25 protein-coding genes and 1 riboswitch are annotated in these 26,016 nt (G+C 65.6%); of the genes, 7 read left to right on the top strand and 18 right to left on the bottom strand.

What is annotated here, in order from left to right; all coding sequences use genetic code 11:
* Positions 1-8: 8 nt before the first annotated feature.
* The 3 genes from CLU87_RS01465 to CLU87_RS01455 form a co-directional block, all read right to left on the bottom strand.
* Complete coding sequence (locus tag CLU87_RS01465) at positions 9-794, bottom strand: ATP-binding protein (RefSeq protein WP_199170775.1); 786 nt, start codon at positions 792-794, stop codon at positions 9-11.
* Between the two features lie 187 nt (positions 795-981).
* A complete protein-coding gene (gene glmU, locus CLU87_RS01460; protein ID WP_099731983.1) occupies positions 982-2,400 on the bottom strand; it encodes a bifunctional UDP-N-acetylglucosamine diphosphorylase/glucosamine-1-phosphate N-acetyltransferase GlmU in 1,419 nt (472 codons plus the stop codon).
* A 164-nt stretch (positions 2,401-2,564) separates the two neighbouring features.
* The gene (locus CLU87_RS01455; protein WP_056057983.1) at positions 2,565-3,320 is read right to left on the bottom strand and encodes a Crp/Fnr family transcriptional regulator; all 756 of its coding nucleotides are present in this window, start codon (positions 3,318-3,320) and stop codon (positions 2,565-2,567) included.
* A 138-nt stretch (positions 3,321-3,458) separates the two neighbouring features.
* Here CLU87_RS01455 and CLU87_RS01450 point away from each other — a divergent pair, with 138 nt between their 5' ends.
* A complete protein-coding gene (locus tag CLU87_RS01450) occupies positions 3,459-3,857 on the top strand; it encodes a BLUF domain-containing protein (RefSeq protein ID WP_056057981.1) in 399 nt (132 codons plus the stop codon).
* Between the two features lie 32 nt (positions 3,858-3,889).
* Here the strand turns inward: CLU87_RS01450 and fabF are convergent, their stop codons facing one another.
* On the bottom strand, positions 3,890-5,164 hold the full coding sequence (gene fabF, locus CLU87_RS01445) for a beta-ketoacyl-ACP synthase II (protein WP_099729257.1): 1,275 nt from the start codon (positions 5,162-5,164) through the stop codon (positions 3,890-3,892).
* Positions 5,165-5,323: 159 nt separating this feature from the next.
* Between fabF and CLU87_RS01440 the strand changes: the two genes are divergently transcribed.
* Positions 5,324-5,947 carry a TetR/AcrR family transcriptional regulator gene (locus tag CLU87_RS01440; RefSeq protein WP_099729256.1) on the top strand — a complete coding sequence of 208 codons (624 nt, stop codon included), beginning with the start codon at positions 5,324-5,326 and terminating at the stop codon, positions 5,945-5,947.
* Positions 5,948-6,035: 88 nt separating this feature from the next.
* Here CLU87_RS01440 and CLU87_RS01435 read toward each other — a convergent pair whose 3' ends face one another.
* Entirely contained in the window at positions 6,036-6,413 is a 378-nt protein-coding gene (locus CLU87_RS01435; protein ID WP_099729255.1) for a DUF2917 domain-containing protein, read from the bottom strand.
* Positions 6,414-6,783: 370 nt separating this feature from the next.
* Positions 6,784-7,323, bottom strand: a complete 540-nt coding sequence (locus CLU87_RS01425) for a DUF2917 domain-containing protein (RefSeq protein WP_099729253.1) — start codon at positions 7,321-7,323, stop codon at positions 6,784-6,786.
* A 131-nt stretch (positions 7,324-7,454) separates the two neighbouring features.
* On the opposite strand from CLU87_RS01425, the gene CLU87_RS01420 reads away from it, so the two are divergent.
* Complete coding sequence (locus tag CLU87_RS01420; RefSeq protein WP_056057969.1) at positions 7,455-8,456, top strand: LysR substrate-binding domain-containing protein; 1,002 nt, start codon at positions 7,455-7,457, stop codon at positions 8,454-8,456.
* 91 nt (positions 8,457-8,547) lie between these two features.
* On the opposite strand, the gene tyrS is transcribed toward CLU87_RS01420, so the two are convergent.
* Positions 8,548-9,780 carry a tyrosine--tRNA ligase gene (gene tyrS, locus CLU87_RS01415; protein WP_056743852.1) on the bottom strand — a complete coding sequence of 411 codons (1,233 nt, stop codon included), beginning with the start codon at positions 9,778-9,780 and terminating at the stop codon, positions 8,548-8,550.
* A gap of 204 nt (positions 9,781-9,984) precedes the next feature.
* On the opposite strand from tyrS, the gene CLU87_RS01410 reads away from it, so the two are divergent.
* Together CLU87_RS01410 and CLU87_RS01405 are read left to right on the top strand one after the other, a co-directional pair.
* The gene (locus tag CLU87_RS01410) at positions 9,985-11,355 is read left to right on the top strand and encodes a M23 family metallopeptidase (protein ID WP_099729252.1); all 1,371 of its coding nucleotides are present in this window, start codon (positions 9,985-9,987) and stop codon (positions 11,353-11,355) included.
* A gap of 35 nt (positions 11,356-11,390) precedes the next feature.
* Complete coding sequence (locus CLU87_RS01405; RefSeq protein WP_099729251.1) at positions 11,391-12,500, top strand: anhydro-N-acetylmuramic acid kinase; 1,110 nt, start codon at positions 11,391-11,393, stop codon at positions 12,498-12,500.
* Between the two features lie 33 nt (positions 12,501-12,533).
* On the opposite strand, the gene mdtD is transcribed toward CLU87_RS01405, so the two are convergent.
* The 7 genes from mdtD to CLU87_RS01370 form a co-directional block, all read right to left on the bottom strand.
* Entirely contained in the window at positions 12,534-13,955 is a 1,422-nt protein-coding gene (gene mdtD, locus CLU87_RS01400; protein ID WP_099729250.1) for a multidrug transporter subunit MdtD, read from the bottom strand.
* A 103-nt stretch (positions 13,956-14,058) separates the two neighbouring features.
* The gene (gene erpA / locus CLU87_RS01395) at positions 14,059-14,424 is read right to left on the bottom strand and encodes an iron-sulfur cluster insertion protein ErpA (protein ID WP_008907234.1); all 366 of its coding nucleotides are present in this window, start codon (positions 14,422-14,424) and stop codon (positions 14,059-14,061) included.
* Between the two features lie 60 nt (positions 14,425-14,484).
* Positions 14,485-14,883, bottom strand: a complete 399-nt coding sequence (locus tag CLU87_RS01390) for a polymer-forming cytoskeletal protein (RefSeq protein WP_056057955.1) — start codon at positions 14,881-14,883, stop codon at positions 14,485-14,487.
* 155 nt (positions 14,884-15,038) lie between these two features.
* Positions 15,039-15,749, bottom strand: a complete 711-nt coding sequence (locus CLU87_RS01385) for a DUF6776 family protein (protein ID WP_099729249.1) — start codon at positions 15,747-15,749, stop codon at positions 15,039-15,041.
* A gap of 157 nt (positions 15,750-15,906) precedes the next feature.
* On the bottom strand, positions 15,907-16,299 hold the full coding sequence (gene rpsI / locus CLU87_RS01380) for a 30S ribosomal protein S9 (RefSeq protein WP_005798582.1): 393 nt from the start codon (positions 16,297-16,299) through the stop codon (positions 15,907-15,909).
* A gap of 11 nt (positions 16,300-16,310) precedes the next feature.
* Positions 16,311-16,742: a 50S ribosomal protein L13 gene (gene rplM / locus CLU87_RS01375; protein WP_015015720.1), complete on the bottom strand. Its 432-nt coding sequence runs from the start codon at positions 16,740-16,742 to the stop codon at positions 16,311-16,313.
* A gap of 191 nt (positions 16,743-16,933) precedes the next feature.
* The gene (locus CLU87_RS01370; protein ID WP_099729248.1) at positions 16,934-18,901 is read right to left on the bottom strand and encodes a serine/threonine-protein kinase; all 1,968 of its coding nucleotides are present in this window, start codon (positions 18,899-18,901) and stop codon (positions 16,934-16,936) included.
* Positions 18,902-19,153: 252 nt separating this feature from the next.
* Between CLU87_RS01370 and CLU87_RS01365 the strand changes: the two genes are divergently transcribed.
* Positions 19,154-20,041, top strand: a complete 888-nt coding sequence (locus CLU87_RS01365) for a 23S rRNA (adenine(2030)-N(6))-methyltransferase RlmJ (protein WP_099729247.1) — start codon at positions 19,154-19,156, stop codon at positions 20,039-20,041.
* Between the two features lie 33 nt (positions 20,042-20,074).
* Here CLU87_RS01365 and CLU87_RS01360 read toward each other — a convergent pair whose 3' ends face one another.
* The 4 genes from CLU87_RS01360 to ahcY all read right to left on the bottom strand — a co-directional run bounded on the left by CLU87_RS01360 (position 20,075) and on the right by ahcY (position 24,056).
* Positions 20,075-20,461: a septal ring lytic transglycosylase RlpA family protein gene (locus tag CLU87_RS01360; protein ID WP_369804283.1), complete on the bottom strand. Its 387-nt coding sequence runs from the start codon at positions 20,459-20,461 to the stop codon at positions 20,075-20,077.
* Positions 20,462-20,637: 176 nt separating this feature from the next.
* On the bottom strand, positions 20,638-21,489 hold the full coding sequence (metF, locus tag CLU87_RS01355; protein ID WP_099729245.1) for a methylenetetrahydrofolate reductase [NAD(P)H]: 852 nt from the start codon (positions 21,487-21,489) through the stop codon (positions 20,638-20,640).
* Positions 21,486-22,472 (bottom strand): TlyA family RNA methyltransferase, encoded by a 987-nt coding sequence (locus CLU87_RS01350; protein ID WP_099731982.1) that lies wholly within the window; start codon positions 22,470-22,472, stop codon positions 21,486-21,488. The genes metF and CLU87_RS01350 overlap by 4 nt, the downstream gene beginning before the upstream one ends.
* A 150-nt stretch (positions 22,473-22,622) precedes the next feature.
* Entirely contained in the window at positions 22,623-24,056 is a 1,434-nt protein-coding gene (ahcY, locus tag CLU87_RS01345) for an adenosylhomocysteinase (protein WP_056058155.1), read from the bottom strand.
* 73 nt (positions 24,057-24,129) lie between these two features.
* Positions 24,130-24,209: riboswitch (S-adenosyl-L-homocysteine riboswitch) on the bottom strand.
* Between the two features lie 176 nt (positions 24,210-24,385).
* Between ahcY and CLU87_RS01340 the strand changes: the two genes are divergently transcribed.
* Positions 24,386-26,011, top strand: coding sequence for a peptide chain release factor 3 (locus CLU87_RS01340; protein ID WP_056743833.1), 1,626 nt, complete (start codon positions 24,386-24,388; stop codon positions 26,009-26,011).
* The last annotated feature ends 5 nt before the right edge of the window (positions 26,012-26,016 follow it).

Here is a 26,016-nt window from a genome sequence, read left to right as displayed (position 1 = left end):
GTGCAGGTTCAGGACTCGTCGGTGGCGACTGCAGGATTCACAGGCCACTGCACCTGCACCGTGCAACCGCCCCTCAGCACCGCCGTCGCACTGATTTGTGCGCCGTGGCGCTGCGCAATGGCACGGCACAGCGCGAGCCCTGTGCCCACGCCCTCGAACTCGGTCTCGCGGTGCATGCGCTGGAACACGCCAAACAAGCTGCCCGCGCGCGCCGGGTCAAAGCCCACGCCGTTGTCCTGCACGGTGAAGGCGCCCTGGCCTGCGGGTGCCGCGTCCGCCGACACCGTGATGCACGGGTGCGCCACGGAGCGGGTGAACTTGAGGGCGTTGCCCAGCAGTTGCACCAGCAGATCCTGCAGCAGCGTCGGGTCGGCCCACAGCGTGGGCAAATCGGCACCCACCCGCCATTCCACCGCGCGTCCGGCCTCGGCCGGGGCCAGTGTGGCGCGCGCCTGGGCCATGGCATCGGTCAGCGGCACGGGCTGCAGGCGCAGCGGCGCACGGCTGGCACGCACCAGGGCGTGCAGGCCGTCGATCATGAGCCCCATGCGCCGAGCCGAGTGGTCCATGGTGGCGAGGAAGCCCAGGGCCTCTTGCACCTCAGCACCCTGCACCACCTCGGGCGGCAGGTCGCCCAACACATCGCGCACCAGCGTTCCGTAAGACATCACGTGCCGCAGCGGCGCGCGCAGGTCGTGCGAGACGGCGCGCAAGAACTCCTCTTGCGCAGCCGCCATATCGGCCACCTGCTGCTGGCTGCGGGCCAGTTCGGCGCGCAGCTGTTCGGGGGTCATGTCTGCACCAGCCACTTTCATCTCCCGCCGCAGACCACAGAAGTGTGCACGGCACAACGAGGCGCCAACGCGCTACGCACGAAGACGAAGGCGCAGGCGCAGGCGAGGACAGCCAGCAAGGGCCGCCCCGCAGCAAAGGCTGTCGTCCCCCTGGAGGGGGAAGGCGCGAAGCGACTCAGGGGGTGCTTCATTTTTTCGGGCGGGACCAATTGGCAATGCTGACTTGCTTGCCCCGCGCCACGCTCAACGCGCCAGGCGCCGTGCTCTTGGTGATGGTGCTGCCGCCGCCCACCGTGCCGCCAGCGCCAATGGTCACAGGCGCCACCAGCACGCAGTTACTGCCCACATGCACGTCGGCCTCGATCACCGTGCGGTGCTTGTTGGCGCCGTCGTAGTTGGCGGTGATGCTGCCTGCGCCGTAGTTCACGCGCTCGCCCACCGTGGCGTCGCCCAGGTAGGCCAGGTGGTTGGCCTTGGCGCCGTCGGCCAGCGTGCTGTTCTTCACTTCCACAAAATTGCCGATGTGCACTTCGCGGCCCAGTTGGGCGCCGGGGCGCAGGCGGGCAAAGGGGCCGATCAGCGCGCCCTCGCCCACGGTGGCTCCAGCCTTTTCGCCGTCGATGTGGGTGTATGGGTGGATCACCGCGCCTGCTGCGATGCGCGCATTGGCAATGCAGCAGTTCGCGCCAATGCTCACGCCCTCGCCCAGCTCCACACGGCCGGTGAAGACGCAGTTCACGTCGATCTCCACGTCCTGCCCGCAGACCAGCTCGCCGCGCACACCCGTGCGGGCATCGTCGCGCACATCAAAGCGGGCCGGGTCGGCCAGGCGCACGCCCTGCTCCATCAGCGCCCGCGCCTGGCGCAGCTGCTGGGCACGCTCCAGCTCGGCCAGTTGCAGCGGGCTGTTGACGCCTGCCACCTGCAGCGCGTCAGTGATGCGGTGGGCCACCACGGGCACACCGTCGGCCACGGCCATGGCAACGATGTCGGTGAGGTAGTACTCGCCCTGGGCGTTGTTGTTGGTGAGCCGCGCCAGCCAGGGCGTGAGCCGCCGCGCGGGCACAGCCATGATGCCGCTGTAGACCTCGGTGATGGCGCGCTGGGTGTCGGTGGCGTCCTTGTGCTCGACGATGCCTTGCACGGCGCCGTCGGCGTTGCGCACGAGGCGGCCGTAGCCGGTGGGGTCGGGCAGGGTCACCGTCAGCAGGGCCAGCTTGTCGCCTTCGCTCGCGGCCACCAGGGCGCGCAGGGTGTCGGCTTGCGTCAGCGGCACATCGCCCGATAGCACCACCACCGTGCCGTCGTCGCGCAGGTGCGGCACGGCCTGCTGCACGGCGTGGCCGGTGCCCAGCTGGGGCTCCTGGCGCACAAACTTCAGGTCAAAAGTGCCGGTAGCGCTAGTCTTGCTTGCGGTAGCTGCTTCTACTTCTGTAGCACCATGGCCTGTGATGACAATGGCGCTGCGGGCCTGCAGGTGCGCGGCCTGGTCCAGCACGTGGTGCAGCAGCGGGCGCCCGGCCAGGCGCTGCAGCACTTTGGGGATGCGGCTTTTCATGCGCGTGCCTTTGCCGGCCGCCATGATGAGGATGTCGAGTGGGATCATGAAAATGGAATGGGGGTTGCGCAGCACAAGCCCGGCGCGCGGGCGTTGCGTGGATTATCGGCTGCAGCCCACGGGGCACAACACGCTATCCAATCCATAGCTAACTGCATAGATTGACTAGCGCTTGCGGCCTGTTGAACCCCAAACCTGCCGCAACGACGGCGCTACAGCAGCGGCATCAAGCGTGGCGGGGTGTCGTAGTACTCGGCAATGCGTGCCAGCGCGCGGGTGTTGAGCAGGCGCAGCCGCCCGTTTTTCAGCTCGTGCAGGCCCAGCATGGACAGGCGCCGCAGCGTCTTGTTGGTGTGCACCAGCGACAGCCCGAGTGCGTCGGCAATGTGCTGCTGGTTGAGCGGGAACGCCACCGAGCCATCTTCCACCAGCCCGATACGGTCGAGCCGGCGGTACAAGTGCATCAGCAGCATGGCCACACGCTCGGTGGCGTTGCGGCGGCCGGCGGTGAGCAGGTTGTCGTCCACATGGCCCTCTTCGTGCGCCGACAGCCAGGTGATGTCGTAGCCCAGGCGCGGGTGCTCGCGAAACAGCGCCCACAGGCTGTCGTTCTGGAACACGCACAGCGAGCAGTCGGTCAGCGCCTCGATGCCGTGGGCCGACACATCGCCAAACTCCTGCTGCAGGCCTACCAGGTCGCCGGGCAGCAGGAAGTTGAGGATCTGTCGGCGCCCGTCGCTCAGCGTCTTGTAGCGAAACGCCCAGCCCGAATACAGCGTGAACAGCTTGGCGTTGGTCTGGTTCTCGCGCACCAGCGCGCCACCCGCTTCCACGGCAAGGCTGTCGGTGCGAAAGCCTTCGATGAAATCCAGCACCTCCGGCTTCACGGGTGTGAAGGCCCCAGTCTTGCGCAATCGGCAATCGCGGCAGGCCGGAGGGCAGACATTGGGGGGCAAGGTGACGTTCATGAGGAAGCGATTCTAGGGATGGAAATCACGCAGAAACAGCTCGTTGCAACAAAGCTGCGCGCAATGTGCAACGGCTGTCTCCTCTATGTCTTTTGACATTGCGCAGGCACCATGCGCCACCTACATTGGGCTGCACCTATGAACCTATCCCCTGCCCTGTACGAGGTGCTCTACGTGAGCACCATCGCCCCCGATCAACCGCTGAGCGTGGTGGCCGAGATTGCAGGGCGCGCGCGCTTTGTGAATGCCGAGCTGGACATCACAGGCCTGCTGATCTTTGACGGACAGCGCTTTTGTCAGCAGCTGGAAGGCCCGCAAAAGGCCGTGCTCAAGCTCATTGAACGCATCCGCAACGACCCCCGCCACATCAACGTCGAGGTGTTGCACCACGGCCCGCTGGCGGGGCGGCGCTTTCAGCACTTCAGCCTGGCGTTCAGCACCGTAGAAGATGTGGATGCACTGGCTCGCATGGAGCTGCTGGATGGGGATGCGGCCATCGCCGCATTTGAGATCGTGCGGGGCGAGCTGGTGATCTGACCGGCCTCCTCGCGCTTCTTTCATTCAAACCTTCACGCGGCCTCGGTCCAGCGCCGCAGGATCAGTGTGGCATTCACGCCGCCAAAACCAAACCCGTTGAGCATGGCATGCGTGAGCGCCATGGGCCGGGGCTGCAGGGCCACCAGGTCCAGCCCCTCGGCCAGCGCATCGGGCATGTGCAGGTTCAGCGTGCCAGGCACCACCTGGTCGCGCAGCGCCAGGGTGGTGAAGATGGCGGCCACGGCGCCCGCCGCCCCCAGCAGGTGCCCGGTGGCCGACTTGGTCGAACTGATGGCCACCTGCGCACCCGCGCCGAACACCCTGCGAATGGCGGCCAGCTCGCCCCGGTCACCCACACCGGTGGACGTGGCGTGTGCGTTCAGATGCTGCACGTCCTGGGCCGTGAGCCCTGCCTGCGCCAGCGCGGCCCACATGCTGCGCGCGGCCCCGTCACCGTCTTCGGGGCCGGAGGTGATGTGGTACGCGTCGGCCGACGTGCCGTAGCCCACCAGCTCGGCCAACGGCTGTGCGCCGCGCGCCAGGGCATGGTCCAGCGCCTCGATCACCAGCATGCCTGCGCCCTCGCCCATCACAAAGCCGTCGCGCTGCGCATCGAACGGGCGTGAGGCCTGCTCGGGCGTGTCGTTGAACGCGGTGCCCAGCGCCTTGGCCGCTGCAAAGCCGCCCAGGCTCACGCGGTCAACGGCCGCCTCGCTGCCGCCGCACACGGCCACATCGGCCTCGCCGCTGCGGATCAGGCGTGCGGCATCGCCAATCGCCTGCACGCTGGCGGCGCACGCGGTGACCGGAGCTCCCAGCGGTCCCTTGAGCCCGTGGCGGATCGACACCTGCCCCGCCGCCAGATTGACCAGGAATGACGGCACCGTGAACGGCGACAGCCGCTGCGGCCCGCGCGTGTCGGTGGTGCGCACGGCCTCGGCAATCGCACCAAAGCCGCCGATGCCCGAGGCGATCACCGTGGCCGTGCGCTCACGCGCCCGCTCGTCGGCCGGTGGCCAGCCCGCCTGGGCCAGCGCCTGCTGCGCGGCGCCCAGTGCAAAGGGGATGAAACGGTCCATCTTGCGCTGGTCTTTGGACGAGACGATGGCGTCCACATCCCAGCCGCCCTCGGGGTCTTGCGCTATGCCGGGAACCTGCCCGGCAACCTTGGCGGCAATGCCTTCTGTCACCGCGTCCGGCAAGCGCGAGAGGCCGGAGCGCCCAGCCAGCAAGCGCTGCCACGCCAGTTCTACACCGCAGCCCAGCGGCGACACCAGGCCCATGCCCGTGACCACCACGCGGCGCATCAGGCCACCCCCTCGTTGCTGCACATACCACTCACTTTTTTCATGGATTCACCTCGTCAGACAGTTGGGGCACAGAGGTTCTGCACCTTTATGATTGCAATCGTCATCATAAACTGCAAACCCATTTTTGCGTACGACCGCAATCAATAAGAGGCTTCCATGAAGGTTTCCAAAGCACAGGCCGCAGAAAACCGGCAGGGCATCCTGGACGCGGCGGCCCGCCTGTACCGCGAGCGGGGGCTGACCGGCGTAGGGGTGGCCGACATCACGCGCGATGCCGGGCTTACGCATGGCGGGCTGTACCGGCATTTCGCGTCCAAGGATGTGCTGGTGCAGGAGGCGTGCACCAAGGCGTTCGACTGGTCCATCCCCGTGCTGGACGGCGAGCGGCCCCACGCCACGGTGGGCGACCGCATCCAGCGCTACCTCTCACCTGAACACCGCGACGCGCCGGGCTCAGGCTGCCCCGTGGCCGCATTGGCGGTGGACGCCGCGCGGGCGGGCGGCGGGTTGTCCGAAGTGTTTGCCCAGGGCATCGAGCGCAACATCCAGCGGTTTGCCCAGCTGCTGGCTGACAGCGCTGCCGATGCCGGCGGCGGCGCCACCCCATCGCCACAAGACCGCGTCCGCGCGATCCATGTGCTGGCCACCATGGTGGGGGGGATGGTGCTGGCCCGCGCCACGGCAGCGGCGCAACCCGCGTTGTCGAATGAGCTGATGGTGACGCTGCAGACGCAGCTGACGGACTGGCTGGACAACACATCCACCAGCCCCTCGAAGTAAAAAAGAACAGCCAGCGCTTGCGTCACAAGCACTGGCCGTTCTTATTAACAAGTCACATCACCCGGGGCAAGACACCCCTGGGATCACGTCAGGCGCAGCAGGCGTCGCCCCAGGCGGGAGCCCCATTGCCCACCGACGCACGGCGCCACCACGTGGCAGGGCGCGCATCGGCGGCATCGCCACGCACCCAGCGGTATTGCAGGCGGCGACCGTTCAGGGGTTCGACCACCACCGCCTGGCCTGCCGCCACAGGCAGCGACTGACCGGCGCACAGAAACACGTCGCTGCCATTGCCCAGGCCCTGGCCCAGCGTGACCCAGGCCTGGCCTTCGGCAATGCGCAGGGTCATCGCGGCCTTGGGGGCCAGGGTGACGGCGGCGCCTGCGGCCACTTGCCCCGCCTCACCGGCGGCAGCGCCCGTGGCGCGGGAAGATGCAAACTGATGCAAAGCGTGAGAGGTTGTCATGGCTTTCTCCGGGTTAACCCTAATATGACCGTATGGTGCGCCGGTTGCAGAACAACGTCCAATGAAAAGCACGGCACCGATTGATGCTTTTCCTGCATGGGAGAGCCTGTTCAACGTCTTTTTGGAGTCGCACAAGTCCCTTGCCGGGATGGGATGCAAGGCGCGGTGCGCAGTGGATAGCCCGGCTATCCACAAGCGCTGCAACGCCGCAGACCGCCCGGCAAGGCACTTGCCCGAAGGGTTGGAGTGAAATCGGGCGATTGGACGCCCCGGCTGCGTGCACGGGCACGAGCCCATGCGGCGCATCCGAAGCATCCACTCATCCCGATTGCACTCCAATGCGATCTCCAAAAAGACATTGAACAGGCTCTTAGGCCGGCCTGCGCTGTAGCGGCGCTGCTATTCGAAGCAGAGCAAACCGGGCGAAGCCGACGGCAAACCGGCCGCCCGCGCCCGCCACACCCGCCAGCGCCGTGCCCAGCGCACGTCCGCCCTGCCCTAGCGCCTGCCCCAGATCGCGCAGCGGCTGCACGACGCCACATTCCCAATCCCTGGCGGCCGTGCTGGCGGGCTGCGCCAGAGCGGGGGCTGCCACGACGTCCCAGCGGAAAGCCACCGGCTCCGCGCAGCCGGAACCGCTCCAGGCTTCCATCACCACATGCTGCCCCGGCGCAACCGTCAGCTGTTGGCCGGGCCGCAGCACGTAGTCCACAGCGGCGCCCGGCATGTCCGCCAGAACGCCACGCAAGGTGACCCACGCCTGCCCCTGGGCGATCTGCAGCACGCCATGCGTGTCTGGGTGCAATGACAAGGCCTGGCCTGTGGCCAGTTTCCAGCAACCGGCCGCGCGACGGCCAGCCGTGGCGGCGTGGACGGATTGTTGCGATTCCAGAACGTTGCGGGGGGACATGACAGGCTCCTTGGCTTCAGTAAAACGTGTTGAGGAGACTGGATAGTGCGCTTTACACCGTACACAGTCCAATGAAAACAAGGTACGCTATTCATTCCGTCAACGCATGAATCGCACTCAGGATCACTGCCATGGCCTCTGCCGAATACTCTCCCGCCGTCTTGCGCACCCGGCCCGTGGCCACAGGGCACTGGCGCGCCTTTCTGACCGTGGCCAAACACCTGAACTTTCGCGCGGCCGCCGACGAGCTGGCCCTCACCCAGTCGGCCGTGAGCCGCCAGATCCAGGCGCTGGAAGAAGAAGTGGGCGTGCCTCTGTTCCTGCGCCACACGCGTGCCGTGGAGCTGACCAGCGCGGGCGCACAGTTGCAGCGCGCCGTGGGCCCGGCACTGGAGCGCATGGACGCCGCCGTGCGCCTGGTGCGCCAGACGGCGGGGCGCCGCAGCGTGGCCATCACCACCTGGGCCAGCTTTGCATCGATGTGGCTGATCCCGCGCATGGAGGAGTTCCAGCGCGACAACCCGGGCATCGACATCCGCATTGATGCGAGCGACGTGCAGGTGGACCTGGAAACCTCGGACGTGGACCTGGCCCTGCGCTATGCCATGCCGGCCGGGGCCACGCAGGGCGGCATCCGCCTGTTTGGCGAGCAACTGGCCGTGGTGGCCAGCCCCTGGCTGCTCAAGAGCGGCAAGCCTCTGCGCACCCCCGCCGATGTGGCGCAGTTCACCCTGATCGAGGCGGGCGACGCCCACCGCACGCACTACCTGGAATATCTGAGCTGGCGCCGCTGGTTCGACACCCGCGACCTGACCAAGCTCCAGCCCCAGCGCTGGCTGTACTTCAACTACGCCCACCAGATCGTGCAGGCCGCGCTGGCCGGCCAGGGCCTGGCCCTGGCGCGCATGCCACTGATTGCCGATGCCCTGGCCTCGGGCGACCTGGTGGAGGTGCTGCCCGGCCACCGCATCGACTCGCCCCTGGCCTACTGGCTCATGGTGGGGCCGCGCAGCGCGCAACGGCCAGAGATCAAGGCCTTCTGCGCCTGGTTGCAGGTGCAGGCCGAGGCCACCCGCCAGGCGATTGGCGATGTGCCCGACCCGGACCTGAACGACAACCTGGACGGGTCATGAAAAAAGCGCTGGGCCTTGCGGCCTCAGCGCTTTCATTTTGATAGCTATCAGCGCTTATTCTTCTAGCGCTTGCGGCTGATTTAACCAAAAATCAGGCCAAAGTCACCCGTGCAAACTTGCGCTTGCCCACCTGCACCACGTAGGTGCCGGCGTCCAGCTTCAGGCCCTTGTCACTGACCACGCTGCCTTCCACGCGCACGCCGCCGCCGTCGATCAGGCGGTTGGCCTCGCTGGTCGAGGGGGCCAGGTTGGCCTGCTTGAGCAGCGCACCGATGCCCAGCGGCGCGCCAGACACGCTCACCTCGGGGATCTCGTCCGGCACGCCGCCCTTGCTGCGGTTGATGAAGTCCTGCTCGGCCGCATCGGCGGCAGCTGCGCTGTGGAAGCGCGTGGTGATCTCCTTGGCCAGCATCACCTTGGCGTCCTTGGGGTTGCGCCCGCCAGCGATCTCCGCCTTGAGCGCGGCGATGTCGGCCAGGCTCTTGAACGACAGCAGCGTGTACCAGTCCCACATCAGGGTGTCGCTGATCGACAGCACCTTGGCAAACATGGTGTTGGCGTCCTCGGCTATGCCGATGTAGTTGTTCTTGGACTTGGACATCTTGTCCACGCCGTCCAGGCCCACCAGCAGCGGCATGGTGAGCACACACTGCGGCTCCTGGCCATATTCCTGCTGCAGGTGACGGCCCATGAGCAGGTTGAACTTCTGGTCGGTGCCACCCAGCTCCAGGTCGCTCTTCAAGGCTACCGAGTCGTAGCCCTGCATCAGCGGGTACAAGAACTCATGCACCGAAATGGACTGGCCGGTGGTGAAGCGTTTGTGGAAGTCGTCGCGCTCCATCATGCGCGCCACGGTGTACTTGGCGGCCAGCTGGATCATCCCGGTGGCGCCCAAGGGTTCGCTCCATTCGCTGTTGTAGCGGATCTCGGTGCGGGCCGGGTCCAGCACCAGGCTGGCCTGCTTGTAGTAGGTCTCGGCATTCACCTTGATCTGCTCGGGCGTGAGCGGCGGGCGGGTGCTGTTGCGGCCCGAGGGGTCGCCGATCAGGCTGGTGAAGTCGCCGATCAAGAAGATGACCTGGTGGCCCAGATCTTGCAGTTGCCGCATCTTGTTCAGCACCACCGTGTGGCCGATGTGGATGTCGGGGGCAGTGGGGTCCAGACCCAGCTTGATGCGCAGCGGCTGGCCCGTGGCCTCCGAACGCGCCAGCTTCTTGACCCATTCGTCCTGTGGCAGCAGCTCTTGCACGCCGCGCAGCGAGATTTCGAGGGCTTGTCTTACACCATCAGAGACCGGGGTTGTTGTAACAGCAGATTGATTCATAAGGGTTTTTTGGGATGTCTAGACAGCATGCACCGCTATACTTCAGCCCACATTGCAGAGGCGGATTCTAGTGGGCCCGCCGTTTCGACCTGTTTTTCATCAACCTGTCGAATGGCTGCAGCCTGACAGTCTGTGCTCCTGGCCCCGCCCCGCATTCACACCGGGGGTGTGCCACGGATCCGCAATCACCCTGGGGATAGACCTTTGATTCACGGCCTCACTACGGTCCGCACCGCCAGCATCGCTTTGCTTGACCGGCTGTCCCGCACGATCCAACAACATCCCAAACGCATCACCGCCGCCGTCGCAGCCATCCTGCTGACGGGCGGCGGCGGCGCATTTGCCGTGGCCTCCTTCGCACCCGACCCGGCCGAGCTGCCGGTGCGCATGGTGAACTACCCGGTCGAATCACTGGCCGAGAACATGGTGCTGGGCCAGCTGGATGCGCCCAGTTTTTCGCTGTTCCGCTCCGAGCAGGTGCGCAGCAGCGACACCCCCGAGTCGCTGCTGCAGCGCATGGGCGTGGCCGACCCGGCCGCCGCCGCCTTCATGCGCAGTGACACGCCGGTGCGCCAGAACGTGCTGGGCCGCACCGGCCGCATCGTGTCGGCAGAGACCACCGACGACCACCGCCTCATCCGCCTGACGGTGCGCTGGGTGCCGGACGACAGCGGCAACTTCCGCCGCCTGATCGTCGAGCGCACGGGTGACAACAAGTTTGCGACCCGCATCGAAACCGCCAAGATGACGACCAACAGCCGTCTGGCGGGCGGCATCATCAATAGCTCACTGTTTGCCGCCACCGACGCGTCGAACATCCCCGACGCCGTGGCCGTGCAAGTGGCCGAACTGTTCTCGGGCAATATCGACTTCCGCCGCTCGCTGCGCAAGGGCGACCGCTTCTCGGTGGTCTACGAAACCCTGGAAGCCGATGGCGAGCCCCTGTCCAGCGGCCGCGTGCTGAGCGCCGAGTTCGTCAACAACGGCAAGACCCACCAGGCCGTCTGGTTCCAGGAACCCAACGCCACCAAGGGCGCGTACTACACGCTGGACGGCGAAAGCATGCGCCGCGCCTACCTGACCTCGCCCGTCGAGTTCTCGCGCGTGACCAGCGGCTTCAAGATGCGCCTGCACCCCATCCTGCAAACTTGGCGCGCCCACCTGGGCACCGACTTTGCAGCCCCCACAGGCACCGCCGTGCGCACCGTGGGCGATGGCGTGGTGGAGTTTGCAGGCGTGCAGAACGGCTACGGCAACGTGGTGTTCATCAAGCACCGCAACCAGCACGTCACGGTGTACGCCCACCTGAGCCGCATTGACGTGCGCCAGGGCCAGTCGGTCGAACAAGGCCAGACGCTGGGCGCCGTGGGCGCCACGGGCTGGGCCACCGGCCCGCACCTGCACTTCGAGTTCCGCGTCAACGGCGTGCACCAGGACCCGATGACCATCGTGGCCCAGAGCGAAGCCGCAGCACCGGTGTCTGCAGCCGCACGCCCTGCGTTTGACCGCCTCGCGGCCAACATGCGTGTTCAGCTGAACGCCGCTGCGCTCATCGAGCAGGCCAGCGCAGACTGATCGCTCCCGCACCTCCAGATACCACCCGTCAGGCCATGTCCGATCTGTACATCGGCCTGATGTCGGGCACCTCGCTCGACGGGATCGACGGGGTGCTGGCTGATTTCTCGGGCCCGCGCCTGCAGGTCACGCACCACGCCAGCGCCGCCTTTGCCCCCGCACTGCGCGCCGAGCTGCTGGCCCTCAACACCCCCGGTGACAACGAGCTGCACCGTGCGGCCCTCGCAGGCAACGCCCTGTCGCGTGCCTACGCTGGGGTGGTGCACACCCTGCTGCAACGCAGCGGCCACCCCGCGAGCGCCATCTGTGCAATAGGTGCCCACGGGCAGACGGTGCGGCACCGCCCCCAGGAATTTGACGGCACTGGCTACACGCTGCAACTGGGCAACCCCGCCCTGCTGGCCGAGCTGACGGGCATCACCGTGGTGGCCGACCTGCGCAGCCGCGACGTGGCCGCGGGCGGCCAAGGTGCGCCGCTGGTGCCCGCCTTCCACCAGGGCGTGTTCGGCCGGCCGGAAGAGACGGTGCTGGTGCTGAACATTGGCGGCATCTCCAACCTCAGCGTGCTGGGGGCAGATGGCAGCGTGCTGGGCTTCGACTGCGGCCCGGGCAACGCCCTCATGGACCACTGGTGCCAGCAGCACACCGGCCAGCCGTTTGACAAGGATGGTGCCTGGGCCGCCACGGGCCAAGTGCTGCCGGACCTGCTGGCTGCGTTGCTGCAGGAGCCGTATCTGCACAAGGCCCCCCCCAAAAGCACGGGCCGCGACCTGTTCAACCCCGCCTGGCTGGCAGCGCACCTGCAGCCCTTTGCGCAGGCCGCAGCGGCCGATATACAGGCCACATTGACCGAATTCACCGCAAGCGCTAGTGCCATATGCGCTAACAGCTATCTAAACAATAGCAAAACCCTGGCCGTATGCGGCGGTGGTGCGCTCAATGGCCAGCTCATGCAGCGGCTGCAGGCTGCCTGCCCGTCCTTGCAGGTGGTGGCCAGCGATGCGCTGGGCCTGCCCGCCCTGCAGGTGGAGGCCGCCGCGTTTGCCTGGCTGGCGCGCCAGGCGCTGCAGGGGGCGCCAGGCAACCTGCCCAGCGTGACCGGTGCGGCCGGTACCCGCGTGCTGGGCGCGGTGTACCCAGCCTGAGCCGTCCGGTCTACACAGCCCTGGACAGGGCGATCAGCCGTGGTCCCCGGCATCAACCGAGGCGCCTGCCTGGGTGCCGGAACGGTCTTGCGGCGACAGTTGCCAGAAGATACCGGCTGAAGCCACCGTGATCAGCCCCATACAGGCAAACGTGGCCTGAAAGGCTTGCAGGGTCTGTGTCGTGCCGGTGGGCTGGAAGAAATCGGTGAACGCCGCCAGCACCGCCCCCGCCGCAGCCACCCCCATCCCCATGGCCACCATTTGCACCATGGACAGCAGGCTGTTGCCGCTGCTGGCCATGTCGTGCCCCAGGTCCTTGAGGGTCACGGTGTTCATGGCCGTGAACTGCAGCGAGTTCACCGCACCAAACACCGCCAGCTGCACCACATGCACCCACAGCGGCTGCGAGGGTGCCGCCAGCCCGAAGCTGGCCATGGTCACCCCCACCAGCAGCGTGTTGCCCACCAGCACCTGGCGGTAACCAAAGCGGGTGATCAGCGTGGTGGTGAACCGCTTCATGGACATGCCCGCCACCGCCACGGGCAACATCATCATGCCCGCCTGCAGCGGCGAATAGCCCATGGTGACCTGCAGCAGCAACGGAATGAGGAACGGCATGCACGAGCTGCCCAGCCGGGCAAACAGATTGCCCAGCAGCCCGATGCGCAAGGTGTCGACCGAAAACAGTCGGGGCGAAAACAAAGGGTCGGGCCGCCGCGCCGCGTGCAGCCAGTAGGCCACCAGGCTCGCCAGCCCGAAGATCATGAGCACCAGCACGCTCGCCTGCCGCAGCCCCAGGCTGGCCAGGCCATCCAGCGCCAGCGACAGCGCCACCATGCCAAAGGCGAGCATCAGGTAGCCCGCCAGATCAAACCGTGCCACCGTCGGCGCGGGTACCCCGGGCATGTAGCGCATGGTGGCGACACAGCCTAGCAGACCCACCGGCACGTTGATCAGGAAGATCCAGTGCCAGGAGGCCACCTCGACCAGCCAGCCGCCCAGCGTGGGACCGATCAGCGGGCCGATCAGCCCGGGAATGGCCACAAAACTCATGGCCTGCAAGAACTTCTCGCGCGGGAAGGTGCGCAACACCACCAGCCGTCCCACGGGCAGCAGCAGCGCGCCCCCCAGCCCCTGGAGCACCCGGGCGGCCACCAGTTGGGTCAGGCTGTGCGACAGCGCACAGAACACCGAGCCCGCCACAAAAAAGACGATGGCCAGAAAGTACACCCGGCGCGCACCAAACCGGTCGGCCACCCAACCCGATGCTGGGATCAGCATCGCCATGGCCAGCGAGTACGCAACAACCACCGACTGCATGCGCAGCGGACTCTCGCCCAGGCTCTGTGCCATGGCGGGCAGCGCGGTGTTGACGATGGTGGCGTCCAGCGTCTGCATAAAGAAGCCGACGGCCACCAGCCACAGCAGTACTTTCTGGGAGGGTTCCTGGTGCATGGTTTGCAGGGTTTTCAAACGAAACGAACGCACCCCATGAAAAAACCGCCCGAAGGCGGTTGATTCAGTCAGGGGAGCAGGGCTGCGCCTGTCAACGCGCCCCTCAGGCCGAGAAGCTGGAGCCGCAGCCGCAGGTGGTGGTGGCGTTCGGGTTCTTGATCACGAACTGCGCGCCTTGCAGGTCTTCCTTGTAGTCGATCTCGGCACCCACCAGATACTGGTAGCTCATGGCGTCGATGAGCAGCGACACACCGTTCTTGGTCATGGTGGTGTCGTCTTCGTTGGTAATTTCATCGAACGTGAAGCCGTATTGGAAGCCGGAGCAGCCGCCGCCTTGCACGAACACCCGCAACTTCAGGTCGGGGTTGCCTTCTTCGGCAATCAGGTCCGCCACCTTGGCCGCCGCGCTGTCGGTGAACAGGATGGGGGCGGGCATTTCGGTCTGGATGTTTTCGGCAACTGCGCTCATGGGGTACTCCGGGTTCAGGGTTTGCAGGGAATACTACTGCAAACCTCTCGGGAATTCAGGTCACTGGCTGTTTGACGCTAACTTCAGTGGGGGCTTTTCCTCCACCAGCACGGCCATTGGAATCAATTGCCCCGCGATCACGGCGCCCTGGTGCATCTCCAGGGCCTTGTAATGCACATTGCCCGTGATCTGCGCCTTGGGCTGCAGCTCCAGCAGCTCTCCCGCATGCACAGGGCCCAGCACCTGGCCGTTGATGATCACATGGTCGGCATGCACCGCCCCCTCGACCCGCGCCGTCTCGGAAATCACGAGGATGCTGGGCTGGTCCGCCGCCGCCCGGATATCGCCGACCACTTCACCGTCAATGCGCATGCCCTCGGCAAAATGCACATTGCCTTCGATCTTGGTGCCCTGTGCCACCAGGCTTTTGATGGGTGGCTGCTTTTTACGCGAGAACATGGTCGGAAGACTCCTGAAGTGCCAGGCGGTTGCAAAGACCCGCTTGGGGATGGAATTCGTGCCAGCAAGGCGGCAGGTTGTGGGTGGCAGCTGGGGCTGGATTGCCGGGGCGAGAGCGCCAAGACCTGATCAGCGCATCCACCGTCCACCTTGCACTATTCGATGGCCATGGTCTGGCTGGTGCGTACGGTGGCGCCCTCCAGCACGCGCGCGGTCACGGTTTTTACCACGGCCTGGGGCGGCAGATCGAGCACGCCCTCGATGCGGCGGTATTGTTTGACCTGCAGCGACTGGCCTTGGGGTGGCTGGGTCTGTGCCCACGGTTTGCCATCCAGAGTGCCCGCCAGCACCAACTCCAGCCGCCCGTTGAACTCCGGCGCATTGCGGGCGGCCTGGATCACCAGCACCTGCCAACGCAACTGCATCCCGCCGAGCACCTCGGCCTGCAGCGCGCGAATGGCCAGCCCATCGGTCTTGGCCGCAGGGATCAGCTTTTCAAAGAAGCCCAGATCCTCGCGCAGCGTGCGATTGTCGGCTTCAAGCTGGCGCACCTGGGCCATCAGGCTCTCCTTGGCAGCGCGCTCGGTGGCCAGCAGGCTCTCGGCGGTCAATGCCACCGTCTGGCGCTCCTGGCCCTCTTCGCGCAGGCGGCTGATCTCCGCCTTCATCTGGATCACTTCGTCACGCGAAACGGTATCGATCCCGGCAATGGATTTGCCGAATTCAAAGGCCCACAACGCCACGGCGGCGCAGAAACCCATCACCACGGCCAGAGCCAGCCATCGAAAGGGCCAGGGCAAGGCGCTGCGGATGGCCACCCGGGGGGCGCTGATGGTCAACCGACGGCGAAGCAGGCGAAAGCGCATAGGCTCAACAGGCGGACCATGGAAGGCCTCCCCAAAAAACGAAAAGAGCGCACCATAAACGAAAAAACCGCCCGAAGGCGGTTTTTCTCTGTAAAGCACCCGCGAGGAGTGCCTTGCAGTGGATGCTGCACAAGGCAACATCCGGCAGGGCCACAGCTTAACGCTTGGAGAACTGCTTGGCGCGGCGTGCGGAGTGCAGACCGACCTTCTTACGTTCGACTTCACGGGCATCGCGGGTCACGAAGCCGGCTTGGCTCAGGACGGGCTTGAGGGATGCGTCGTAATCGATCAGGGCGCGGGTGATACCGTGGCGGGCAGCGCCAGCCTGGCCGGATTCACCACCACCGTGCACGTTGATCTGGATGTCGAAGGTTTCGACATGGTTGGTCAACGCCAGGGGTTGCTTGGCAATCATGATCGAGGTTTCGCGGCCGAAGTAGGACTGGATGTCCTTGCCGTTCACCGTGATCTTGCCGGAGCCTTTTTTCAGAAACACGCGGGCGACGCTGGACTTGCGACGGCCGGTGCCATTGTTCCATTCACCAATCATCTCAAGGCTCCTTAGATTTCCAGCACTTTGGGCTGCTGGGCGGTGTGGGGATGCTCAGCACCACCGTACACCTTGAGTTTCTTGATCATCGCGTAGCCAAGGGGGCCCTTGGGCAGCATGCCCTTGACAGCCTTTTCCAGCGCGCGGCCGGGGTGCTTGGCTTGCATGTCGCGGAAGTTCGTGGCCGTGATACCGCCGGGATAACCCGAGTGACGGTAGTACACCTTGTCCAGGGACTTGGTGCCGGTGACCTTGAGTTGGGCTGCGTTGATAACGACGATGAAGTCACCGGTATCGACGTGAGGCGTGTAAATGGCCTTGTGTTTGCCGCGCAAACGGAGAGCAACTTCGCTGGCTACTCGTCCGAGGACCTTGTTGGTCGCGTCAATCACAAACCACTCGTGCACGACCTCAGCGGGCTTTGCGCTGAAAGTAGTTGTCATGAGTTTTCTCTTCAAAAGAGGGTTTGGCGGGTCCTTTTCCACGGTCGGTGCTTCTCTGAAGGAAGCCTCTTAGGTGGCAAAAAGTCTTCGCCGCGGGACCACAAAAGCGCTGCGAAGCCTTCCATTATACGAAAGAGCCATGCGTTAGCGCAAGAGCACCCCAGCCACGGCCCTCAGGGCACCTGCTCCGGTCAGTTCGGCGTCTGGCGGCGGCGCTGCTCGTCGGCCTCGTAACGGCGACGGTTTTCCACGCAGACAGTTTGATTGGCCTGGGACGGTTTCTGGCATTCCTGGTGAATACACATCGGGCGGGCCAGGAAGTTGGCGTCGGCGCACACCTCTTGCGGCGAGGGCAGACGGGGCGGCGGCGCGGGGCGGGGCTTGGGCTCGGCCACCACCGGAGGCGGCGCCGGCACAGGCTCTTCATGCACCACGATGGGTGTGGGTGCGGGCTCTGCGCCTGCACGCTTGGCCACCCGGGGGCTCGGCTTGGGTGCAGACGCGACCACAAAGGCAGGAGCAGGTGCGGCCGCAGAGGCGGCGCTGGCTGACGCCACTGCGCCATCCGAGCTCAGACCTTGCGCGTCGCCCCCGGCAGCAGCCGGAGCGCTGACCTCCACCAGGGCAGCGTCTGAAGCCGCCGCTGCGGCAGGCCGCTCGGCCATCTCCGTAATGATCTCGTCCCGGGGCGGCTTGCTGCCCTGGCTCCAGCGCCAACCGGCACCGGCCACCACAGCCACCAACGCCGCCACCACGATGCCCGCCACCAAAGGGGAACGCCGTGGGGATGGGGTCGGCTTGCCATTGCTGCGCACTACATCCCGCTCCAAAGGCGCAGAACGCCGATCGGCTGCACGCGACCCGCCTGCGCCCGGTGAACGGTGGTGTGGCAGGTCCTCAAAGCGCGAATCGTCGTCGGCCACCACGGTATCGCCGGCATCGATGAACACCGTGTCGCCAGCATCGGCCGCCACAGTGTCAGGACCAGCCAGCATGACCGTATCCCCACCAAAATCATCGCCAGGGCGGCTGGCATCCGATGCGGGAGCCGCCGCCACCAATTCCTCACGCTGGGCCTGTGCCTGCATCTCGGCCACGATCTTGGGGGCGGAGGTTACGTCCACGGTAGGGGTGGCCAGACCCGGGCCAGGCTGGTCGGCGGGCTCCACCCAGATGTCGCCCAACTCCGCCCGGAAGTCGAAGTGCTGCACATCGTCCGGCGCCGACGTCATCTCCATGGTCTGGAGAAAGGCATCAATGCTCTGTGGGCGGTCCTCGGGCCGAAGGGCCAGCGATTGGGCAATCGCCGCGACAAAAGGCGCTGAATACTCCACCCCAAACTGCCGCTTGACGGTTTTGGCGATGCGGGAGAACGACACCATGCGGTCACGGATGGAGCGCAGCGTGGCGGGCAGGGGCGTGTCATTGGCCAGACACCCGTGCATGACCGCCGCCAGCGAGTACAAGTCGCTCCACGGGCCTTGGCGCAGTTCCTCGTCGCCGTCGGAATACTGCTCGATGGGGGCGTAGTTCACCTTCAGCACCGCCGTGTGCTTGCGGTCCTGGTCGTTGATGGCGTGCCGGGCGGCGCCCAGGTCCAGCAGCACCGGCGGGCCGTTGTCCTGCAGGAAAATGTTGTCGGGCGAAATGTCGCGGTGCAGCGTGTTGCCATCGTGCAGCACGCGCAGCGCATCCAGCACCGACCACAGCAGCTTGCGCAGCCAGGCCTCGGGTGGGGGGGTGCGCATCTGGGCACGGGCTTGCTTGAACGTCATGCCCGAGTACAGCGGCATGACCATGTAGGCCGTGTTGTTGGCCTCCCAGAAGCGGAACACCTTGACCAGAGACGGATGGTCAAACTGCGCCAGCAGACGGGCCTCGCCCACAAAAGAGACCAGCCCGGCCTGGAAGGTCTGCTGGTCGGACGAGGACCGCACCCAGAGCGACTGCCCCTGCGAGCGCCCGGCCAGCGCCGAGGGCATGTACTCCTTGATGGCCACCGCCCGGTGCAGGGAATGGTCAAACGCCTTGTAGACCATGCCAAACCCGCCCACCCCCAGCAACCCCAGGATCTCGAACTCCGCCAGGCGGGTGCCGGGGGGCAGCGCATCGATATGGCTGACACCACTGGCGGGGGCTGTGCTGGAGCTTGCGGTCATGGTCAGAGGACGGAGCGGGCTGGCAATTTCAAATGCAAATCAATGAGGCAACTACGGCGACGGCGAAACGCTGACCCCGCCGCAGGCGCGATCATGAAGCATGGCCGAGCCGGATTTGGCAACAAATGGCTAACAAAGTGCGGCCTGTCTGCCAAAAACATCACGTCCCCCGCCACCACACGGCCCCCCCCGATTGTGCCGCGCCCGGACATGGGAGTCCCCTTGGCGCAACACACTCGTTACCATTGGGCCATGTTCAGTTATCGCCACGCCTTCCACGCAGGCAACCATGCCGATGTGCTCAAGCACACCGTCCTGATTGCCGCCTTGCAACATCTCACCGAAAAAGACGCGGCGCTGACCGTGCTGGACACCCATGCGGGCGCGGGCCTGTACCGGCTGGACGGGGACTATGCCAGCACCAGTGGCGAAGCCGCCGATGGCGTGGCCCGGCTGTTTGCGCCAACCACCCCCGCCCTCACCCCCGCCCTGCAGGCCTATGTGGACATGGTGGGCGCCTTCAACCAGGGCAAGGCGCTGCGCGTGTACCCCGGATCGCCCTTCATCACCCAGCGCCTGCTGCGCGACCACGACAAGCTCAAGCTGTTTGAGCTGCACCCCACCGACCTGCGCGCGCTGGCCGGCAACGTGGCCCAGCTGGAGGCGGGCCGCCAGGTGGCCGTGCTGCACGAGGACGGCTTTGAGGGCATCAAAAAGTTCCTGCCCCCACCGGCCCGGCGCGCCCTGGTACTGTGCGATCCCAGCTATGAAATCAAGAGCGACTACGCCAAGGTGCTCGACATGGCGGCCGACTCGCTCAAGCGTTTTGCCACGGGCACCTATGCATTCTGGTACCCCATCATTCCGCGCCCCGAAGCCCACGACCTGCCCCGCCGCCTGAAAACGCTGGCCACCAAGGCGGGCAAAAGCTGGCTGCACGCCACGCTCACCGTCAAATCGAGCAAGATCACAGAAACGGTCACGGGCGACACCAAGCGCCCAGGCCTGCCCGCCAGCGGCATGTTCCTGATCAACCCGCCCTACACACTGAAGGCCGCGCTCAAAGACGCCTTGCCCCAGATGGCCGAGCTGCTGGCGCAGGACAAACACGCCACCCACACGCTCGAATCGGGCGGCTGACCGGCCTCACAAGAACCTGTTCAAAGCCTGGCGTCAAGGCGCCGCCGGGCAGTCCTTGTCGTCGTCCTGCAGGGCGAACAGCTCCACCGGCTTGAGCCCCAGGCCCACCATGCCCAGCGCCTCGGCGGCGCCCCGGCTCAGGTCAATCACCCGGTTACGGGTGTGCGGGCCACGGTCGTTAATGCGCACGATCACCGTGCGCCCTGTGGCCTGGCTGCGTACACACACGCGTGAGCCAAAGGGCAACGTGGGATGCGCGGCCGTGAGCGCTCGCATGTCAAACAGCTCCCCGCTGGCAGTACGCCGCCGGTGGAACTGCGCCCCGTACCATGAAGCAAGGCCCACCTCATCCGCCTCCAGGCTGAGCGGCGACCCGGCAGGAGTGCTGGGTTCCGGTTTGGCCGGGGGATCGATCAGCATGGCCTCACCCGGCACGGACAAGAGATTAGGGGCCAGCGCATCCGGCTCTGCCTGCAACCCCTGGGCTTGAACAGCGGTGCAAGCGCTGCACAGCAGCCACAGACCCACCGCTCGCCGCAGCAGCCCCCGCAGGGCAGCGCCGCGATGGGCCCCGGGAGGCTGTGTGCCCCCCGCCATCAGATCCCCAGCCGGCGACAGATCTCCAGCGTCGCGGCGCTTTGGTTCATGGTGTAGAAGTGCAGCGCGGGCACGCCGGCACTGCGCAGCTGGTCGCACAGGTCAGTCACCACATCCAGGCCAAACGCCTTGATGCTGGCGGTGTCGTCCCCAAACGCCTGCAGCCGCAGGCGGATCCAGCGCGGAATCTCGGCACCGCAGGCATCCGAAAACCGCATCAGCTGCGTGGAGCTGGAAATCGGCATGATGCCCGGAACCACCGGTACGTCGGCACCCAGCTGGTGAGCGTCTTCGACGAAGCGGAAATACGCGTCGCTGTTGTAGAAGTACTGGGTGATCGCGGAGTCCGCGCCCGCCTGCACCTTGGTCACATAGGCCTGCAGGTCTGCCTCGGGCGACCTGGCCTGGGGATGCACCTCGGGGTAGGCTGCCACTTCGATGTGGAAGTCGCGGCCCGTTTCGGCGCGGATGAAGGCCACCAGATCGCTGGCGTACTGGAACTCGCCGCCCGCGCCATAGCCGCTGGGCAGGTCGCCGCGCAGTGCCACCAGGCGCTTGACACCCATGGCCTTGAGTGTGGCCAGCTGCTCGCGCACCGACTGGCGCGTGGCCCCGATGCACGAAAAGTGCGAGGCGGCACCCACGCCTTCGGACAGGATCTCACGCACCGTGCCGAAGGTGCCTTCTTGCGTGGAACCCCCTGCGCCATAGGTCACCGAGCAGAAGTCGGGGTGCAGGGCATACAGCTGCTGGCGTGCCACGCGCAGTTTGTCAGCACCTTCAGGCGTCTTGGGCGGAAAAAACTCGAAACTCACCGGAAACCCGGTGCCTTGCGCGTGGGCTGCATTCATGCGGCTCTCCTTGCGTGTACAAAAAATTCTCGGTTGCCATCGCCGCCCTGGATGGGACTATCGATCCACGCCAACACCTCCAGGCCCAACGTGGCGCAGCAATCGCGAATGCGCTGCTCCACCACCGCATACAAGGACTCGTCGCGCACGATACCGCCCTTGCCCACCTGCCCGGGTTGCAGCTCGAACTGCGGCTTGACCAGCATGACCAGGTCGCTCTGGGGCGCCAGCAACGGCACCAACGCAGGCAACACCAGGGTGAGCGAGATGAAAGACAGGTCACCCGTCACCAGCGCAAAACTGGGTGTGATGTCCACATCGGCGCACTCGGGCCGGCGGCGGCGCTCCACCGGCAGCGTTCCCTGGGCGCGCTGCGCGCGCTCGGACTTGAAGGCCTCGATGTCCTGGTCCTTGGCGTCGTCGCTGTCGTCATACGCCTCGTCCACCAAGCCGCCATTGCGCATCCAGCTGTAGGGGGCCTCGGGTTGGGTTTCGTTGTCTTCTTCGGGCAAGATGACTTCGGACAAGGCCATCTCACAAGCCTGCACCAACGCATCGGGCGTGAGCGAGCGGGCATTGACGCCCTCCACACACACCACACGCAGATCGCTGCGCAGCCGGTCGTGCAACTGGGCGTGGCCCACGTCCACCCCAATCACCTGGGCAGCACCTTGCTGCAGCAGGCAGTCGGTAAAGCCGCCTGTGCTCTGCCCGACATCCAGGCACCGCAGGCCAGCCACCGACAGGCCCAGCGCCTTGAGCGCGCCTTCCAGCTTGAGCCCACCGCGCGATATGTACTTGGCTTCTGCATCGTCCAGCAGCTGCACCTCGGCCACTGACGGAATGTCGTCGCCGTTCTTCACCACCTTCTGCCAGGGCGCCAGCGGTGACAGGCGCCACTGCACGCCCGAGGCAATCAGGCGCTGCGCCTGCGAGCGCGTGGCAGCGTGGCCACGCTCCACCAAAAATACATCTGCGCGCATCGCGCCCATCCTTTTAGAGTCAAATCGGCTGGTAGCGCCAGTGAATCATGCGCCAGCAGCTATCAATTAGAGAGCAATCAGACATTGCTCCGCGCAACGGCGCCAGACCACCGTGCGCGCGCCCCGTCGCCGGGGCGCGCTGCACAGGGATCAGTAGCGGTAGGTGTTGGCCTTGTAGGGGCCTTGCTTGGACACGCCGATGTAGGCGGCCTGCTCGTCAGTGAGTTCGGTCAACATGGCGCCCACCTTCTTGAGGTGCAGGCGCGCCACTTTCTCGTCGAGGTGCTTCGGCAGCACATAGACCTTGCCAGCCTGGTACTCGTCCTGCTTGGTGAACAGCTCGATCTGCGCGATGGTCTGGTTGGCGAAACTGGAACTCATCACGAAGCTGGGGTGGCCAGTGGCGCAACCCAGGTTCACCAAGCGGCCCTTGGCCAGCAGCGTGATCTTCTTGCCGTCAGGGAAGATGACATGGTCCACCTGGGGCTTGATCTCGTCCCACTGCAGCTTCTCCAGCGAAGCCACATCGATCTCGTTGTCGAAGTGACCGATGTTGCACACGATGGCTTCGTCCTTCATGGCGGCCATGTGCTCGTAGCGGATCACGTTCTTGTTGCCGGTGGCCGACACGAAGATGTCGCACTTGTCGGCAGCGTATTCCATCGTCACGACCTTGTAGCCTTCCATTGCGGCTTGCAGGGCATTGATGGGGTCGATCTCGGTGACCCACACCTGGGCGCTCAGGGCACGCAGAGCCTGGGCAGAGCCCTTGCCCACGTCACCGTAGCCCGCCACGCAGGCGACCTTGCCGGCGATCATCACATCGGTGGCGCGCTTGATGGAGTCCACCAGCGATTCGCGGCAACCGTACAGGTTGTCGAACTTGCTCTTGGTCACCGAATCGTTCACGTTGATGGCACGGAACATCAGGCTGCCCTTGGCGGCCATTTCGTTCAGGCGCAATACGCCCGTGGTGGTTTCTTCGGTCACGCCGATGATGTGGGCGCTCTTGCGGCTGTACCAGGTCGGGTCCACGGCCAGCTTGGCCTTGATGGCGTTGAACAGGCAGGTTTCTTCTTCGCTGGTCGGGTTGGCGATCAGTGATGCATCCTTTTCGGCGCGCTTGCCCAGGTGCATCAGCAGCGTGGCATCCCCGCCGTCGTCCAGGATCATGTTGGGGCCTTCGCCCTCAGTGCCGGCAGCGCCGAAGTCAAAGATGCGGTGGGTGTAGTCCCAGTATTCCGCCAGGGTTTCGCCCTTGATGGCGAACACGGGCGTGCCAGCGGCAGCAATCGCGGCCGCGGCGTGGTCTTGTGTGGAGAAGATGTTGCACGATGCCCAGCGCACTTGTGCACCCAGCGCCTGCAGGGTTTCGATCAGCACGGCGGTCTGGATCGTCATGTGCAACGAGCCGGTGATGCGCGCGCCCTTGAGCGGCTGCTTGGCGGCGAATTCTTCGCGGATGGCCATGAGGCCGGGCATTTCCGTTTCGGCGATGCGGATCTCTTTGCGGCCCCATTCGGCCAGGCCGATGTCGGCAATGATGCAGTCGGTGTTGACCGGGGCGTTGACGCGTGCGTTCATGATGGTGTGCTCCAAAGCATGTTTGAAAAGCCACTGCGCGAAGGGGATGGTCGATACGACTCACCGCACGCGAAGTGGATGAGCGTCGTTGCTAGATGACTCCGAGCCTCACGCCCCGCCTGTGCTGGGGACGCTGCAACGCTCCTCGGATCGGCGGATTATAAAAGCAAGTGCTCGCCCGGCGCTACGCCGGCGGGGCAATCCATCCCCGAGCCTTGCACGGAACAGTAAAATCCCGCGACCGCAGACCTCGTGGCCTCCCCGCAGGCCCCGCCCCCAGATTCTTGTGCAGGGCACGCTGCCCCGCTCCATCCCACTCAGGAACCCCTGTGTCCTACGCCCCAGAAACCCGGCGCCGCCGCACCTTTGCCATCATTTCCCACCCCGATGCGGGTAAGACCACGCTGACCGAAAAGCTGCTGCTGTTCTCGGGCGCGATCCAGATCGCCGGCGCCGTGAAGGGCCGCAAGGCCAGCCGCCACGCCACGTCAGACTGGATGGAAATTGAAAAGCAGCGCGGCATCTCGGTGGCCTCGTCGGTCATGCAGATGCTCTACCGCGAGCATGTCATCAACCTGCTCGACACACCCGGCCACAAGGACTTCTCGGAAGATACCTACCGCGTGCTCACCGCCGTCGATTCGGCGCTGATGGTGATCGACGCCGCCAACGGTGTGGAAGCACAAACCCGCCGCCTGATCGAAGTCTGCCGCCAGCGCGACACGCCCATCATCACCTTCGTCAACAAGATGGACCGCGAAGTGCGCGACCCGCTGGACATCATGGACGAAGTGGAGCGCGAGCTGGGCATGCCCTGCTGCCCCATGACCTGGCCCGTAGGCCAGGGCAAGGCCTTCGGCGGCATCATCAACCTGCGTACCAAGACCATGACGGTGTTCGAGTCCGGCAGCGAACGCCGCCCGCAGGACTTTGAATCCATACCTCTGTCGGATGAAACCACACTGCGCGCGCGCTTCGGCGCCGAGTTTGACGCCGCGCTGGAGAGCATGGAGCTGGCCGTGGGCGCATCCCCCGCCTGGGACCACGAGGCCTTCCTGGCCGGCAAGCTGACCCCCGTGTTCTTTGGCTCCGGCGTGAACAACTTCGGGGTGATGGAGGTGCTGGACGCACTGGTAGACATGGCACCGCCACCCGGCCCGCGCGTGAGCACGCTCGAAGTCAACAAACAGCCCGTGGTCAAGACCATCCAGCCCGAAGACGAAGGCTTTGCTGGCGTGGTGTTCAAGGTGCAAGCCAACATGGACGCCAACCACCGCGACCGCATCGCCTTCGTGCGCGTGGCGAGCGGCAAGTACACGCCGGGCATGAAGCTCAAGGTGCAGCGCACCGCCAAGGAACTGCGTCCCACCTCGGTCGTGACCTTCATGTCCCAGCGCCGCGAGGCCGTCGAAGAAGCTTATGCAGGCGACATCATCGGCTTCACCACGCACGGCGGCGTGCAGCTGGGCGACACCATCACCGACGGCGCCAACCTGCAGTTCACCGGCCTGCCGTTCTTCGCACCCGAGATGTTCATGACCGTCGTGCTCAAGAACCCGCTGCGCACCAAGCAGCTCCAGCAGGGCCTGGCCCAGCTGGGCGAGGAAGGCGCGATCCAGGTCTTCAAACCCGACGCAGGCGGCAACATGCTGCTGGGCGCCGTGGGCCAGTTGCAGTTTGAAGTGGTACAGCACCGCCTGAAGGCCGAGTACGACGCCGACGTGCGCCTCGAAGGCTGCCAGTACACGGGCGCGCGCTGGATCACAGCGGACAACGCCGCCGACCTGCGCGCGTTCACCGACGCCTACCCGCTGCGGCTGGCGCACGATGCGGCCGACACACTGGCGTACCTTTGCACCTCGCCCTACGACGTGCGGCTGGCGCAGGAGCGGTTTCCAAAGATCCATTTCCACCCACTGCGTGAGCATGCGGGGCTGGCGCTGCAAGGGGCCTGAACATA

Source organism: Acidovorax sp. 59 (assembly GCF_002754175.1).
In the GTDB taxonomy this organism is placed as follows: Bacteria; Pseudomonadota; Gammaproteobacteria; order Burkholderiales; family Burkholderiaceae_C; genus Acidovorax; species Acidovorax delafieldii.
This window is presented reverse-complemented; position numbering and strand designations above follow the sequence as displayed.

Coding starts and splice junctions, on each gene's coding strand:
- fabF (WP_099729257.1), bottom strand. CDS start 5,164: ATGCGCCGCGTGGTGGTCACGGGCATGGGCCTGGTGTCGCCGCTGGGC.
- CLU87_RS01370 (WP_099729248.1), bottom strand. CDS start 18,901: ATGACCGCAAGCTCCAGCACAGCCCCCGCCAGTGGTGTCAGCCATATC.
- CLU87_RS01350 (WP_099731982.1), bottom strand. CDS start 22,472: ATGCGCGCAGATGTATTTTTGGTGGAGCGTGGCCACGCTGCCACGCGC.
- CLU87_RS01435 (WP_099729255.1), bottom strand. CDS start 6,413: ATGACAACCTCTCACGCTTTGCATCAGTTTGCATCTTCCCGCGCCACG.
- CLU87_RS01390 (WP_056057955.1), bottom strand. CDS start 14,883: ATGTTCTCGCGTAAAAAGCAGCCACCCATCAAAAGCCTGGTGGCACAG.
- CLU87_RS01450 (WP_056057981.1), top strand. CDS start 3,459: ATGAACCTATCCCCTGCCCTGTACGAGGTGCTCTACGTGAGCACCATC.
- CLU87_RS01365 (WP_099729247.1), top strand. CDS start 19,154: ATGTTCAGTTATCGCCACGCCTTCCACGCAGGCAACCATGCCGATGTG.
- tyrS (WP_056743852.1), bottom strand. CDS start 9,780: ATGAATCAATCTGCTGTTACAACAACCCCGGTCTCTGATGGTGTAAGA.
- CLU87_RS01420 (WP_056057969.1), top strand. CDS start 7,455: ATGGCCTCTGCCGAATACTCTCCCGCCGTCTTGCGCACCCGGCCCGTG.
- CLU87_RS01455 (WP_056057983.1), bottom strand. CDS start 3,320: ATGAACGTCACCTTGCCCCCCAATGTCTGCCCTCCGGCCTGCCGCGAT.
- CLU87_RS01405 (WP_099729251.1), top strand. CDS start 11,391: ATGTCCGATCTGTACATCGGCCTGATGTCGGGCACCTCGCTCGACGGG.
- glmU (WP_099731983.1), bottom strand. CDS start 2,400: ATGATCCCACTCGACATCCTCATCATGGCGGCCGGCAAAGGCACGCGC.
- CLU87_RS01425 (WP_099729253.1), bottom strand. CDS start 7,323: ATGTCCCCCCGCAACGTTCTGGAATCGCAACAATCCGTCCACGCCGCC.
- rplM (WP_015015720.1), bottom strand. CDS start 16,742: ATGACAACTACTTTCAGCGCAAAGCCCGCTGAGGTCGTGCACGAGTGG.
- CLU87_RS01360 (WP_369804283.1), bottom strand. CDS start 20,461: ATGCTGATCGATCCCCCGGCCAAACCGGAACCCAGCACTCCTGCCGGG.
- CLU87_RS01385 (WP_099729249.1), bottom strand. CDS start 15,749: ATGCGCTTTCGCCTGCTTCGCCGTCGGTTGACCATCAGCGCCCCCCGG.
- erpA (WP_008907234.1), bottom strand. CDS start 14,424: ATGAGCGCAGTTGCCGAAAACATCCAGACCGAAATGCCCGCCCCCATC.
- ahcY (WP_056058155.1), bottom strand. CDS start 24,056: ATGAACGCACGCGTCAACGCCCCGGTCAACACCGACTGCATCATTGCC.
- metF (WP_099729245.1), bottom strand. CDS start 21,489: ATGAATGCAGCCCACGCGCAAGGCACCGGGTTTCCGGTGAGTTTCGAG.
- CLU87_RS01465 (WP_199170775.1), bottom strand. CDS start 794: ATGACCCCCGAACAGCTGCGCGCCGAACTGGCCCGCAGCCAGCAGCAG.
- mdtD (WP_099729250.1), bottom strand. CDS start 13,955: ATGCACCAGGAACCCTCCCAGAAAGTACTGCTGTGGCTGGTGGCCGTC.
- rpsI (WP_005798582.1), bottom strand. CDS start 16,299: ATGATTGGTGAATGGAACAATGGCACCGGCCGTCGCAAGTCCAGCGTC.
- CLU87_RS01440 (WP_099729256.1), top strand. CDS start 5,324: ATGAAGGTTTCCAAAGCACAGGCCGCAGAAAACCGGCAGGGCATCCTG.